The following is a 12,214-nucleotide window of genomic DNA, read 5'->3' on the forward strand; positions in this document are numbered from 1 at the left end:
GTTTGAGGAGATGATGTTATGTTGACTAATTTAGGTCTTTTAGAGTTAGTGTGACTATCTATGTAAAGTTTTGTATCAGCATTCAACATTTCTGCGTTAATCGCATTAGTCTTTACTCCTGACACTCCAAGATATAGGTGCAGTTATATCTAGTTTGTCTGACAAAAGTCGAGAGTGAGGTCAGTAAAAGTACGACGATTTAGCAGCCGTTTTTTGAAGCTCAAACCAATATAAAGAGGTAAAAAGGTTAGCTATTAACTCTTAAACTTGGCAGTGGATATGATTGAGTTTGCTTAAAATCGGCAAATTCACAGATTGAATTAAATGGGCAGAAGCGACAATGAGAACCAGGATTGGGAGGAAAAATTTTACTAAAGTTACTCCTTTTTTCCTGATATTTTTGCAAATCGTGTTGATGCTTGTGGGCAATATTAGCTAACTCAAATTTTAAAGATTCTAACTCATAATTATTAATACTAATTAACTCAGACTTTTTACATATTTCTAAATTATAAAATGATGCAACAGCTTCTCGTCCAGGGTAAAGATAACGAGCAGCTAATAAATAAACTAAAGCCTGTCGTTTGTCAAAAGCTGACTTACCAGTTTTGAAATCTAAAATATGTAAAGTCTTATCAGACTCAATAAAAACGCAGTCCATAGCCGCATATAAGCGAAAGCAATAATCTTCTTGTTCAACTACTATCGGTTTAGGAAAACCTTCATCACCCGGAGTTAATTGGATAATATCTTTATCCAACAACAACGGGGCATCATGATATTTTTGTAAAATTTGCAGCACTCGTTGCTGAACTTGAACGCTTGAGTTGCCTAATTTAAGTAGCTGTGCAACTCTTGCTACACCATCTACTTCCTTCAACAGATAGCTGTGATGATGAAACTCATAAATGCCTTTTTGGGCCAGTATGCCAATCCTCTGGGGTGCGGTGGCTTGCCCTAAAAGAGCTTTGACTTGTGGTTCGTGTTGCCGTGCTTTGATAAACCCCCGTCTCATCTGGCAATGCCAGCGTTCTTGCCCAGTCGCTGGGGCAACTAGAGACCAAAGGTGATAACTGGCAAAAGGTCGATCGGGGGTTGACATTGCTCAGAAACAGTGAGAGAAAATACGGTGGGGAGAAGTTTAAACTAAGGCTTCCTTAGAAAATAACTTCGGAGGATACTTGCTGCTACACAAGCTTTACGGGAAGCTTTTATAGTACTGATAATGTACGGAAGCAAGTGGCAAAAATGTCCAGCAAGATTAAATTTGGCACTGATGGATGGCGAGGGATTATTGCCGATGATTTTACTTTTGCAAATGTGCGGAAAGTAACAAGGGCGATCGCCACTTATTTAGAAACAGCCTACAAAAAAGACAGACCAGTACTTATTGCCTACGATACTCGCTTTTTAGCTGACCAGTTTGCCCAAACATCAGCCCAAGTCCTGGCAGACTTGGGTTGGAGAGTGAAAATTACTAATGGGGATTGCCCCACACCAGTAATTGCCTACAACGCCCGTCACCTAAAATCGGCAGGGGCATTGATGTTTACTGCTAGCCATAATCCAGCACGCTACTGTGGAATTAAATATATACCCGATTATGCTGGGCCTGCCACTCCAGAGATTACTGATACTATTGTGGCAAATATAGAAAGCGCATCGGATGAGTTGCCTGGGAGTAACCCATCAGGTTCAATTTCTATTTTCGATCCCAAACCAGATTACCTGCAATTTATCTATACCCTACTTGATATAGAACGGCTTAAAAGCGCTAATTTAAAGATAAAGTATGATGCTTTGTATTCTACCTCTCGCGGCTATTTAGATGAAGTTTTACAACATAGTGGCGTTCAGTTAGAAAGTTTACACAATTGGAGAGATGTTTTATTTGGCGGTGGAATGCCAGAACCCAAAGGAGAACAATTAGTTGAGTTAGTGGAAGCAGTAGTCCGCGATCGCGCTGATTTGGGCTTGGCAACCGATGGAGATAGCGATCGCTTTGGCATTGTTGATGAACAAGGAACTGTCCTTACTCCCAATACTGTGCTGCTAGTTCTAGCACGTCATTTGCTCAAAAACAAAGGTAAAACCGGCGCGATCGTCCGCACTGTGGCGACAACCCACCTGCTAGATAATTTCGCTGCTAAAAATGGGCTGCAAATTTATGAAACAGCAGTTGGTTTTAAATATATCGGCGAAAAAATGCGCGAAACTGCCGTATTAATCGGTGGAGAAGAATCAGGCGGTTTGAGTATTCTTGGGCATATTCCCGAAAAAGACGGGATTTTAGCCGATATGCTGGTGGCAGAAGCGATCGCTTATGAAGGCAAACCTTTGAGTCAACTTGTTAAGGAAGCGATCGCCCAAGCTGATGGCCCACTTTACAACAATCGCCTAGATTTGCACCTCACAGAGGCACACAAAACTTCCCTCATCGACTCTTTTACGAAAAATCCACCTACAGAGGTAGCAGGAATTAAAGTCAAGGAAATAGGGCGTAAAGATGGTATTAAGCTCTATTTAGATGAAGGTAGCTGGATTTTACTACGTCCTTCTGGTACAGAACCACTGGTGCGCGTCTACCTAGAAACCAACACTCCCGAAAAACTCACCAAAATCGCACAAGAGTTAGAGAGTGTCATTGCTAAATTAGAGGCATAAGAATTAGCACTTAAGAGTTAGGAGTTAGGAGTTGTAAATTAACAATTCTTAACTTCTAACTCCTATTACAGAGTTAATTATGAGTTACGAGTTCTAAATTAATAACTCCTGACTCCTCATTCCTAACTCCTAACTCTCACTTCAATCAAAGTATGAAAACTCTCGCTCCTTTTTTGACATCTCTAGTTTTAGCGGTTTGGGTAATAGCGATCGCAATTATTTCAGTCCAAAATGCCACACCCGTATCGTTAAAATTCTTAACATTCCAATCGATTCAAATACCAATGGGTTTAGTACTAGCTTTTAGTGCCGGTTTAGGGTTAATTGTCATGGCACTGCTCCAACCTCTCTGGGGACTAGCTGGTTTTCGCCAGCGTAATTCCCGATTGGAAGACGATGCAGAATTTTTTGTTGATGATGAAGATTTTTGAAGACTGAATAGCTATGCAGTAAGTAAGTGGGTCAAATTAAATATCAAACCTCACCCTGCCTCCGGCTTCCCTCTCCGATACTTTGGAGAGGGATTGAGGGTGAGGTTTGATCTTATATTTAATTACGCCTACCTACTTATTGGTGTTTAGACTAAGAAATGACAAAACGGCATTACTCAAAGATGAATTAGTAAAATCTGAAAAATATCAATCTTTTATAAAAAAATGTAAATCATTGTCGGCATCAACTTCAACAAACAGAATTATCCTTTATATCTCCTCCATCTCAACGTTCTCAATGTCGTTATTTTAATGTTGAGAAGTTGATTAACTGGGCAGAAAAAATGCTTTCGAAACCGAACTCAGTTCTGGCAGTTATGAATCTTGAATAGGCTGATGGTGGAGTTAATTATCTTCAAATTATATTAGACATAATTGATTCATCTAAACGCCAAAATATTCCGTCAGCTTATAATATATTCTTACTGATCAAATTATGGCTAAGTGGACTTAATGCCACTAACGTAAATCCTTTTTCAGATAAAAAGCTTATCATATCCATAAACAAAATTTCACCTTCATAATGTTCTTTAAATGATAGTTCTAATTGAAGTCCACAAATATATTTAATAGAAGAATCAGCACCTTCTAAAATATCTTTTTCATAACCTTGTGTATCAATCTTCAGTAAAACTTTATCTCCTGTTTGATAATACGTATTAAACAACATACTCGGCATTATATTGAAACCGTTTTTAGTAGTATGACTTGTGTTTTCCCGAAATCAATTCATGCGGTCACATATGAAGGGTTTTTACTGAAACTAGAAGCATTTATTTTTGCATTTACTGTTCGACAAGCCTTTATATTAAAAGCAACAATTAATACTTGAATATGATTCAGTAGTGGTATTTTTGATCGAGTCGAAGTTGCGGTGGCGCTACGTGCAACCGCAACTTCCGAGTGCGCGATCGCCTGAATCGACTGTTACCAAGCACCTAGAATTTCATAACCCGCAACTTGGATTACTTGCTCAAAGCCATTTAGAGTTGTCTCTTCATGACCGTATTTCGGTACTCTCTTCTTCTTGACTTTTGTCTCAAATCCTTTTAAGATTTATTTGCTGATAATCAGTCTGAAAAAGGAGATGAATAATATTACATCTCATTAATATTTGCTATCAATAGTAACTAAGGCAGATTGATGCTAAAACTTAAACAACTTAAACACAAGATTAATAAACTGCTTTTTGGTCGTTATAAACTGAGCTTGTTAGAATCTGACTCCTTACCAGCCAGCTACTTCGATCAATTCTACAGCAAAGATCCCGACCCGTGGAAGTACGAGACAAGGGAATACGAAGCTAACAAATATGCTGCGACGATCGCAGCTTTACCCAAAGAGCGCTATCGGTCTGCCTTTGAAATTGGCGGTTCCATTGGCGTTTTAACTGAAAAGCTACAAAAGCGTTGTGACTCACTCCTCTCGGTTGATATGTCACAACTGGCGCAGGATAGAGCAAAAGAGCGCTGTCAGCATCTCTCCAATGTCAAGTTCCAGATTATGCGTGTCCCAGAGCAATATCCCGATGAGATATTTGATTTGACTCTAGTCTCGGAAGTTGGCTATTACTGGAGCTGGAAAGACCTGAAAAAATCTCAACAGTGCATTTTAGAACACCTAGAACCTGGAGGACATCTACTTTTAGTTCATTGGACACCTTATTGGCGTGATCATCCGTTGAGTGGGGATGAAGTTCATAACTCGTTTTTTGAGTTGGCCCCAAATCAACTGCGGCATTTAAAAGGTCAACGAGAGGAAGAATATCGACTTGATTTATTCGAGCGAGTTTAAGAAATGAAGAAGAATTCAGGCTTAATATCCCCGAATTCTATTCGGGGGATATAAGATCAGCGTGACTCTGCCAGCTTAAAAACTTGGGAGAAAGGCAATACAATCAATGGCACTACTGTAGCTAAATTCCAAAGCCTCATCAAGAAGAAAAATTGGCAAGTAATTCTCCGAGGTCGTAAGCCTGTAGGTAGTATCGGTAGAAATATTTCTCAGAATAAATTAATCAACTTGCTCTCTATTTTTCTGTATCCTCTAGCCTCTATCCCTATTATTCAAGAGGTATTTTTGCATCGTATTACTTATATTCTCAAAAAAGTGGGTGAATCTTAAAATAATTTTAGGGTGTGTCATCAAATAGGTATCAATTTAATTTAGAATTGATATCTGAGTCAGAGTTAAGTAATTAAGAAAAGTACGATCATGACACACCGCTATGCTTTGCGGGATGACCAGTGGGAACGCATCAAAGATTTACTACCAGGGCAAAAACAGACTGTCAGAGTGATAGCTAAAAATAATCGATTGTTTGTGGAAGCAGTGCTGTACGAATACCGAGCAGGTATTCCGTAGCGGGACTACCCGAACGATTTGGGGTTCAAATAATATCGAGTGATCGCCACACGTTATGATAAGTGATCAATCAACTTTCTCAGATCAACTTATCTTGCTGCTACTATTATCTGGCTTAATTAATGACACGCCCTAGTTTAGGAAGTAACTCTAAATATTCATTTAAAAAAATTCACTCAAATTAGGTAAATTAACAATAACCATGCTGCAAGTTACTCTATTACATTTTCCCTTTAGTGGCTATACTCTTCAATTAGCAAATCAATTAGTAAATTATGTTGATTTGACATTCATTCACTCAGAAAAAATATATTCTCAATATAAAGATTTTATCGATCCGCGTATTCATATCATTAAAATTGAGAAACCACGTATCCGCAACCCACGCAATATATTTGTAATGTCTGCAATAATGCGAATGATTCGAGAAATAAAACCAGATGTACTGCACGTCCAAGAAAATAACGATCCTTGGTATGATTTAATGCTCCTTGGTAATACAATGCCGCCTTTAGTGACAACAATTCATGATGTATTTGCGCACCCTGGAGATCGCGATCTCATTCCTGGTACCCAATATACTCGCAAAATAGCTTATTATCGTTCCCAGCAGTTGATTGTCCATACTAAGTTGCTAAAAAATGCTCTTGTCCAGCAATTCCACGTGCCGTCCGCACGAGTTAATGTCTTGCCTCATGGTGAACTAGGTAGTTTGTTTCAATCTTTTTCAGGGAAGAAGATACGGGAACGTGAACCTTATACTTTGCTATTCTTCGGACGCATTTGGCCTTACAAAGGATTAAAATATCTCATACAGGCTCTACCTTTGGTTGCAGAACATATTCCAGAAGTTAAGCTGATTATTGCTGGACAGGGCGAAAATATTGAGCACTTATTACAAGCAACTGACAAAAAATACTACGAACTCTTAAGCGGTTTCATACTCAATGAAGCCGTAGCACCTTTATTCCAAAGAAGTACAGCAGTAATTCTCCCTTATATTGAATCTTCACAAAGTGGTGTCGCGACGATGGCGTATTCTCTAGGAACACCCGTAATTGCTTCTAATCTTGGCGGTTTAGCGGAGATGATTAGGCATGAAGAAGATGGCTTATTAGTAGAACCCTGTGATGTCCGTGGTCTTGCTAACGCTATTATTCGGCTATTAAGTGATACTCAATTACAACAGAAAATACAAGAAGCAGCTTTAATACGTTGTCAACAAGATTTGAACTGGTCAAATATTGCTGCTCAAACAGTAGATGTTTACCAAAAAGTAGCCATCAAGTAAACCTATAAATCTTAGGTTATGTGCTGGAGCAGTTAGGAAGATTAGAAGAAGCTGTTGCATCCTACGATAAAGCTGTAGAAATTCAGCCTGATAACCCATTAATCTTTTATAATAAAGCCTGTTGCTACGCTTTACAAAATAATATCGATTTGGCAATAGAAAATTTACAACAAGCAATTAGTCTTAATCCTAAAAAGTATAAAAAATGGCGGAAACTAGCTCTGATTTTGATAATATCCGATACAACACGCACTTTAAAAAATTAATTTCAGAAAAGTAGCAGTAGAGGTTAAACTAAGTGACAGATACCGTTGGCGAATTCCTCAAAGAGCTAAACTCAACCGATTAGTTTAGCAATAAAATAATTTAGAGCTTTCTGAGCAGTTTTATACCCAGATGCTTGCTTACCCAACTTCAGTTCAATTTTTGGGTCTACTGTAAGGTACATTTAGCAAATCAATCGCCCGTTTCTTCGCCGCTTCCCCACGCCTGTCATACTTACTTGTAGTGCTTGGTGACGCATGACCGGCAAGTTTCGCTATGGTGACGATATCTGCACCAGCATCTAATAGATTACCGATACAGCTATGCGACCGAGCAAAAAATAGCGATCGCTAACGGAAGGGAGAATGGTAGAAAATATAGATAAGGTTTTAGGAGAGCGATCGCGCTGTTATAAAATCAAAATGTCCATTCGTGTTCTGGATCATCTAGGGCGGTGCGGACAGAAGCTAAGTTAGCCAGGTCTTTGAAAGGGCTAGATTTAGCAATTTCTGTGAGGCTGAAAGTATTGCTATTATATAGCTTTAATCATACATAAAAAGTGATATTAAGGGATAGATAGCGCTTCTAAAGGACTAACAGGCATGATTAAATCTTGGATGGTGATTGGGGGCGTAGCTTTCTTGGTTGCTTTAGCCGCTAACGTGATTACGCCTAGCGATCGCCAATGGTTCAAGCGCTTACAAAGACCGAGATGGTTAACTTTTGAGGGTGCGATTCCAATTATCTGGACTGTAATATTTATTTGCGGTGCTTGGTCGGCTTATATTGTCTGGGAGAAAGACCCAGGAAGCACCTCAACCTGGTTAATCATGGGTTTATACTTGCTTTTAGAAATTGTGACCATTGCCTATACGCCCGTAATGTTTAGGCTTCGCAGTCTAAAAATAGGCACAATTCTTGGTGGCACAGGTTTTATCATTTGTGCTTTATTAATACTTGCAGTTTTAGGTTTTTCTGGGTGGGCGGCATTGCTACTAGTTCCTTATTTGCTCTGGAGTCCTATCGGTACTTACACCACTTGGCAGATGATCAGTCTCAATCCTCAAGATATCTAAAATTCGCACCAACGAATGATTAAAGCTATGCCCTAAATTGTCAAACTTGCAGTGTATGACTTGACAAAATACACAAAGCTTGAGGTCATTATGATTCCATCTTGGATAATAATTGGGGCTGTAACTTTTTTCATCGCCCTTGGTAGTTTCTTGATTACGCCGCGTGATGTTAAATGGTTTGCAAACTTAAGTCGCCCTCGGTGGCTAGTTTTTGAGCCGTTGATTCCGATCATCTGGACTGTAATTTTTATTTCCGGTGCAGCTTCAGCTTATATCGTTTGGGAAAAAAATCCAGGCGGCATTATTACTTGGCTAGTAATGGCTTTGTACCTCTTGGTGGAAATTATCACCGTTGCCTACATACCTATAATGCTGAGGTTCCGCAGTCTTAAAGCTGGGGAAGTTCTTGGGCTAGTTGGTTTGATTTCAGGCGTTGTCCTCGCAATCTGCGTTTTGCCGATTTCTCTAATGGCGGCGCTGTTACTTCTTCCCTATCTAGTTTGGACTCCCATTGGTACTTATACTACCGACGAGTTAAAGGAACTGAATCCTTTAGATGCATAAAGAAAGTATCTATGCAATACGCCCATAACGTGCTGTGACAGGATTGGCTGGATTCGATTGATTATTCAGCCAAGCCCACATTTGATCGCCAACAGAAAAATGCCACCACTCTCTAGGATTGCGTTGAAAGCCGACTTTTAACATTACATCTTGCAATAGCTGACGGTGAGCATGATACTGTTGTGCTTCTGGATGGTCATTATTGGCATAATAATCGGGATGCGATCGCTCTGACATTTCATCAATCGGCGAACCCATATTTACTATTTGCCCACAATCATCTACTAGCGTCACATCCACCGCCGCACCCGTACTGTGAGGAGGCGGAGTTTTTTCATCCAAACTTGGTACAGCCCAAATTCCATAAACCGCTTCCCAAATCTCTTGGCGTTGGTTTGGGGATAACTCCGCGTCAGTTAATCCCCTGTACTGTAGTGCTTGGGTGAAGCTGTAATCTACCATAAACTGCTGAACTGCGATCGGGCGATAAGCATCAAAGATTTGGATATGCCAGTTGGGATGCAGCAAATTAAGGTAATTTTGTGTCTGGATCAAATTTTCAATAACCCTTTGACGGAGATAATAAGGTGATTGTTCGCCATAGGGCGCACCTAATTTTTCATAAGGATGGGGAGATTCCACTGCAAATAATTCTAAAGGAATCGCCATTAGCGGTTCACCACACTCGAAAATTGGGATTTGATGATAGGGTCTCATCTAGTCAGCCACGCAGGACTTACGGATTTTAACGCAAGCACAGCATTCTGTGTAACGAGTCTCTTCTTCCTCTGTGTCCTTTGCGCTTCTGCGTGCAATACCAATTTTTCTCAACCCTGAACAGTAAACCAAAAACTTTTTTTCTAAAGGGGGAACGTTAATAATCTGCTATTTATACAAAGTAATATAGCGTTTCTGATTTGGATGCAATACACTTCAGACCTCACTTCCATTTCTCTCTCCTAAAAGGCTACGGTGTACACACAAGTTAAAAAAACTTCATCTACCAAAGAATTGCCGTGTGTAACGCTGGCGTGAGAAAGCTAAATTGTTGCAATCATGGCGATCGCCTGCGGTGGTCACTGACTTATACTGAGCTTGTCCTCAGCTTGTCCTGAGCGTAGCCGCGCAGCCTCTCTATGAGTTGTAGCTTTGTCGTATCCCTACGGGGATCTTGCTAGCAAGAGCGTCTCGCAGAGAAGTGCGGGCTACGCCAACGCATTTGTTATTTCGGGGTACTCATTTGTTATTTCGGGGTACTCATTTGTTATTTCGGGGTACTCATTTGTTATTTCGGGGTACTCATTTGTTGTTTCGGCGAACCCATTTGTTATTTCGGCGAACCCATTTGTTATTTCGGGGTACTCATTTGTTGTTTCGGCGAACCCATTTGTTGTTTCGGCGAACCCATTTGTTGTTTCGGGGTACTCATTTGTTATTTTGGGGTACTCATTTGTTGTTTCGGGGTACTCATTTGTTATTTCGGCGTGTCCCTAACGCACCCTACGAAACTACTAGAAGAGTTAAAATCTATGACACCGTAGCTCCTAGTCAATTAGGCGGATTAGGCTTTTTATCCCCCCAACCCCCCTTAAAAAGGGGGGCAAAAGTCTCTTAAAGTCCCCCTTCTTAAGTGGAGCATGTGGCATGGATTTAGGGGGATCTCCAACGATTTTGGGTTTGTACAAAGATGTGTGTACACCGTAGCCTTAGTAAGGAGAGGGAAGCGGGAGGCAGGGTGAGGTTTTATATTTAATTTGACCCACTTAGTTAACAGACTTCAAATTTTATCATTGACGGTTCGTTTTTTCAAAAATGCTCAATCAAAACCAAACACCTCTATTAGATGCCTTAAAAGCAAATTCAACTAGACCTCATGCGCCTTTTTACACGCCCGGACATAAACAAGGTGAGGGAATTTATCAACCCTTAGCTGATTTATTTGGTAAAGCTGTCTTTCGTGCTGATTTAACCGAATTAGCAGATTTAGATAATCTTTTTACACCCCAAGGCGTTATTCAAGAAGCACAACAACTGGCGGCTGAGGCTTATGGCGCTTCGCAAACATGGTTCCTTGTCAACGGTTCTACCTGTGGAATTGAAGCGGCAATTCTCGCTATCTGTGGCACAGGTGATAAAATCATTTTGCCTCGGAATGTTCATTCTTCTGCGATCGCAGGTTTAATTCTCTCTGGTGCAATCCCAATTTTTATCAATCCTGAATACGATCCAGTTTTAGATATCGCCCACAGTATCACGCCCAATGCTGTGCAATCTGCACTACAAGAACATCCCGATGCGAAAGCAGTTTTAACAGTTTATCCAACATATTACGGTGTTTGCGGAGATTTGAGTGCGATCGCCAATATCACCCATAAATACAATATTCCTTTACTCGTAGATGAGGCACACGGCGCACACTTTGCCTTTCATCCAAAATTACCCACTCCAGCTTTAGCCGCAGGTGCTGATTTAACTGTACAATCTATCCACAAAGTACTCGGTGCAATGACACAGGCATCGATGTTACATATTCAAGGTAATCGGATAGATAGCGATCGCATCAGTAAAGCTTTGCAACTCGTACAATCTACCAGTCCTAGTTATTTACTTTTAGCTTCTTTAGATGCAGCCCGTCAGCAAATGGCACTCTACGGAAAAATGCTGATGTCTCGCACATTGGAACTTGCCAATGAAGCGAGAACAAAAATCAGTCAAATTCCTGGATTATCTGTCTTACAAATTCTTAGCCCCCCTTCTCAAGGGGGGTTGGGGGGATCTCCCAATTTTGTAGCTTTAGACGAAACGCGATTAACTGTAACTGTTTCTGGTTTAGGCTTAACCGGATTTGAAGCAGAGGAAATTCTGGATGAAAAATTTGCTGTCACTGCTGAATTCGCTTCACTGCAACACCTCACCTTTATCATTAGTTTGGGCAACACCGCAACCGATATTGAGCAATTAGTACAAAGTTTTACCACTCTTGCCAAAGAATATCGCCGAACCAACTTGACTGTTACCAATCCTAATGGGCAAAATCTTTTAAGTACACAGGCTCATGCTTTACATTCTTCTCCCCGTGAAGCCTTTTTTGCCGTCAGCGAAACATTGCCTTTAGCAAAAACAAGCGATCGCATCTGTGCTGAAATCGTCTGTCCCTATCCCCCAGGTATTCCCGTGTTAATGCCGGGAGAACTTATCACCAAAACCGTCCTTGATTACCTACAACAAATCCAAGCAATGGGAGGCTTTATAAGCGGTTGTACTGATATTCATTTATGCACCCTAAAGGTAGTAAAAGAATGACTTACAGCGTATTGCAGGTAAATGAAGTACACGGGTAGGGGGACAACATGTTGTCCCCCTACGATGATCTGTACCTCACCAAGTTGCAATCTGCTGTATATGATAACTGGAGTTTAGACTAAAAGCGATATGAGAGAACGCAAACCAAATGGAATTAGAGGTTAAAAATATTATCTTGTCAGTCTCAAAGCATCCGC

At 40.4% G+C, this 12,214-nt stretch carries 13 protein-coding genes and 1 pseudogene; 11 read left to right on the forward strand and 3 right to left on the reverse strand.

All coding sequences use genetic code 11. The annotated features are described in order from the left end of the window. Positions 1-247 precede the first annotated feature (247 nt). Complete coding sequence (locus tag V7K38_RS27285; protein ID WP_334862535.1) at positions 248-1,102, reverse strand: PD-(D/E)XK nuclease family protein; 855 nt, start codon at positions 1,100-1,102, stop codon at positions 248-250. A gap of 146 nt (positions 1,103-1,248) precedes the next feature. On the opposite strand from V7K38_RS27285, the gene V7K38_RS27290 reads away from it, so the two are divergent. Continuing rightward, positions 1,249-2,664, forward strand: coding sequence for a phosphoglucomutase/phosphomannomutase family protein (locus V7K38_RS27290; RefSeq protein ID WP_334862537.1), 1,416 nt, complete (start codon positions 1,249-1,251; stop codon positions 2,662-2,664). Positions 2,665-2,816: 152 nt separating this feature from the next. Then, positions 2,817-3,095, forward strand: a complete 279-nt coding sequence (locus V7K38_RS27295) for a LapA family protein (protein WP_334862539.1) — start codon at positions 2,817-2,819, stop codon at positions 3,093-3,095. 469 nt (positions 3,096-3,564) lie between these two features. Here the strand turns inward: V7K38_RS27295 and V7K38_RS27300 are convergent, their stop codons facing one another. Then, positions 3,565-3,834: an FkbM family methyltransferase gene (locus V7K38_RS27300; protein ID WP_334862541.1), complete on the reverse strand. Its 270-nt coding sequence runs from the start codon at positions 3,832-3,834 to the stop codon at positions 3,565-3,567. A gap of 166 nt (positions 3,835-4,000) precedes the next feature. Between V7K38_RS27300 and V7K38_RS27305 the strand changes: the two genes are divergently transcribed. From V7K38_RS27305 to V7K38_RS27340, 7 genes and pseudogenes are all read left to right on the forward strand, one after another. Beyond that, positions 4,001-4,186 carry a hypothetical protein gene (locus V7K38_RS27305; RefSeq protein ID WP_334862542.1) on the forward strand — a complete coding sequence of 62 codons (186 nt, stop codon included), beginning with the start codon at positions 4,001-4,003 and terminating at the stop codon, positions 4,184-4,186. A gap of 112 nt (positions 4,187-4,298) precedes the next feature. Further along, positions 4,299-4,949: a class I SAM-dependent DNA methyltransferase gene (locus tag V7K38_RS27310; protein ID WP_334862544.1), complete on the forward strand. Its 651-nt coding sequence runs from the start codon at positions 4,299-4,301 to the stop codon at positions 4,947-4,949. 420 nt (positions 4,950-5,369) lie between these two features. Next, a pseudogene (locus V7K38_RS27315) lies at positions 5,370-5,542 on the forward strand (transposase); the annotation flags it as partial. A gap of 179 nt (positions 5,543-5,721) precedes the next feature. Continuing rightward, positions 5,722-6,810 (forward strand): glycosyltransferase family 4 protein, encoded by a 1,089-nt coding sequence (locus V7K38_RS27320; protein WP_334862546.1) that lies wholly within the window; start codon positions 5,722-5,724, stop codon positions 6,808-6,810. Positions 6,811-6,830: 20 nt separating this feature from the next. After that, positions 6,831-7,076 carry a TPR end-of-group domain-containing protein gene (locus tag V7K38_RS27325; protein ID WP_334862548.1) on the forward strand — a complete coding sequence of 82 codons (246 nt, stop codon included), beginning with the start codon at positions 6,831-6,833 and terminating at the stop codon, positions 7,074-7,076. A gap of 600 nt (positions 7,077-7,676) precedes the next feature. After that, positions 7,677-8,150: a TspO/MBR family protein gene (locus V7K38_RS27335; protein ID WP_334862550.1), complete on the forward strand. Its 474-nt coding sequence runs from the start codon at positions 7,677-7,679 to the stop codon at positions 8,148-8,150. 90 nt (positions 8,151-8,240) lie between these two features. Next, complete coding sequence (locus tag V7K38_RS27340) at positions 8,241-8,714, forward strand: TspO/MBR family protein (protein WP_334862552.1); 474 nt, start codon at positions 8,241-8,243, stop codon at positions 8,712-8,714. 9 nt (positions 8,715-8,723) lie between these two features. Here the strand turns inward: V7K38_RS27340 and V7K38_RS27345 are convergent, their stop codons facing one another. After that, complete coding sequence (locus V7K38_RS27345; protein ID WP_334862554.1) at positions 8,724-9,431, reverse strand: M15 family metallopeptidase; 708 nt, start codon at positions 9,429-9,431, stop codon at positions 8,724-8,726. Between the two features lie 432 nt (positions 9,432-9,863). On the opposite strand from V7K38_RS27345, the gene V7K38_RS27350 reads away from it, so the two are divergent. Both V7K38_RS27350 and V7K38_RS27355 read left to right on the forward strand, forming a co-directional pair. Next, on the forward strand, positions 9,864-10,208 hold the full coding sequence (locus V7K38_RS27350; RefSeq protein WP_442940811.1) for a hypothetical protein: 345 nt from the start codon (positions 9,864-9,866) through the stop codon (positions 10,206-10,208). 318 nt (positions 10,209-10,526) lie between these two features. Next, on the forward strand, positions 10,527-12,017 hold the full coding sequence (locus V7K38_RS27355) for an aminotransferase class I/II-fold pyridoxal phosphate-dependent enzyme (RefSeq protein ID WP_334862558.1): 1,491 nt from the start codon (positions 10,527-10,529) through the stop codon (positions 12,015-12,017). Positions 12,018-12,214: the final 197 nt, after the last annotated feature.

The sequence above is a fragment of the Nostoc sp. genome, from assembly GCF_036917465.1.
GTDB lineage: Bacteria > Cyanobacteriota > Cyanobacteriia > Cyanobacteriales > Nostocaceae > Nostoc.

Bases quoted from the DNA above. Each gene is read 5' to 3' on its own strand.
- V7K38_RS27285 (WP_334862535.1), bottom strand. From the start codon at position 1,102: ATGTCAACCCCCGATCGACCTTTTGCCAGTTATCACCTTTGGTCTCTA.
- V7K38_RS27290 (WP_334862537.1), top strand. From the start codon at position 1,249: ATGTCCAGCAAGATTAAATTTGGCACTGATGGATGGCGAGGGATTATT.
- V7K38_RS27295 (WP_334862539.1), top strand. From the start codon at position 2,817: ATGAAAACTCTCGCTCCTTTTTTGACATCTCTAGTTTTAGCGGTTTGG.
- V7K38_RS27300 (WP_334862541.1), bottom strand. From the start codon at position 3,834: ATGCCGAGTATGTTGTTTAATACGTATTATCAAACAGGAGATAAAGTT.
- V7K38_RS27310 (WP_334862544.1), top strand. From the start codon at position 4,299: ATGCTAAAACTTAAACAACTTAAACACAAGATTAATAAACTGCTTTTT.
- V7K38_RS27320 (WP_334862546.1), top strand. From the start codon at position 5,722: ATGCTGCAAGTTACTCTATTACATTTTCCCTTTAGTGGCTATACTCTT.
- V7K38_RS27335 (WP_334862550.1), top strand. From the start codon at position 7,677: ATGATTAAATCTTGGATGGTGATTGGGGGCGTAGCTTTCTTGGTTGCT.
- V7K38_RS27340 (WP_334862552.1), top strand. From the start codon at position 8,241: ATGATTCCATCTTGGATAATAATTGGGGCTGTAACTTTTTTCATCGCC.
- V7K38_RS27345 (WP_334862554.1), bottom strand. From the start codon at position 9,431: ATGAGACCCTATCATCAAATCCCAATTTTCGAGTGTGGTGAACCGCTA.
- V7K38_RS27355 (WP_334862558.1), top strand. From the start codon at position 10,527: ATGCTCAATCAAAACCAAACACCTCTATTAGATGCCTTAAAAGCAAAT.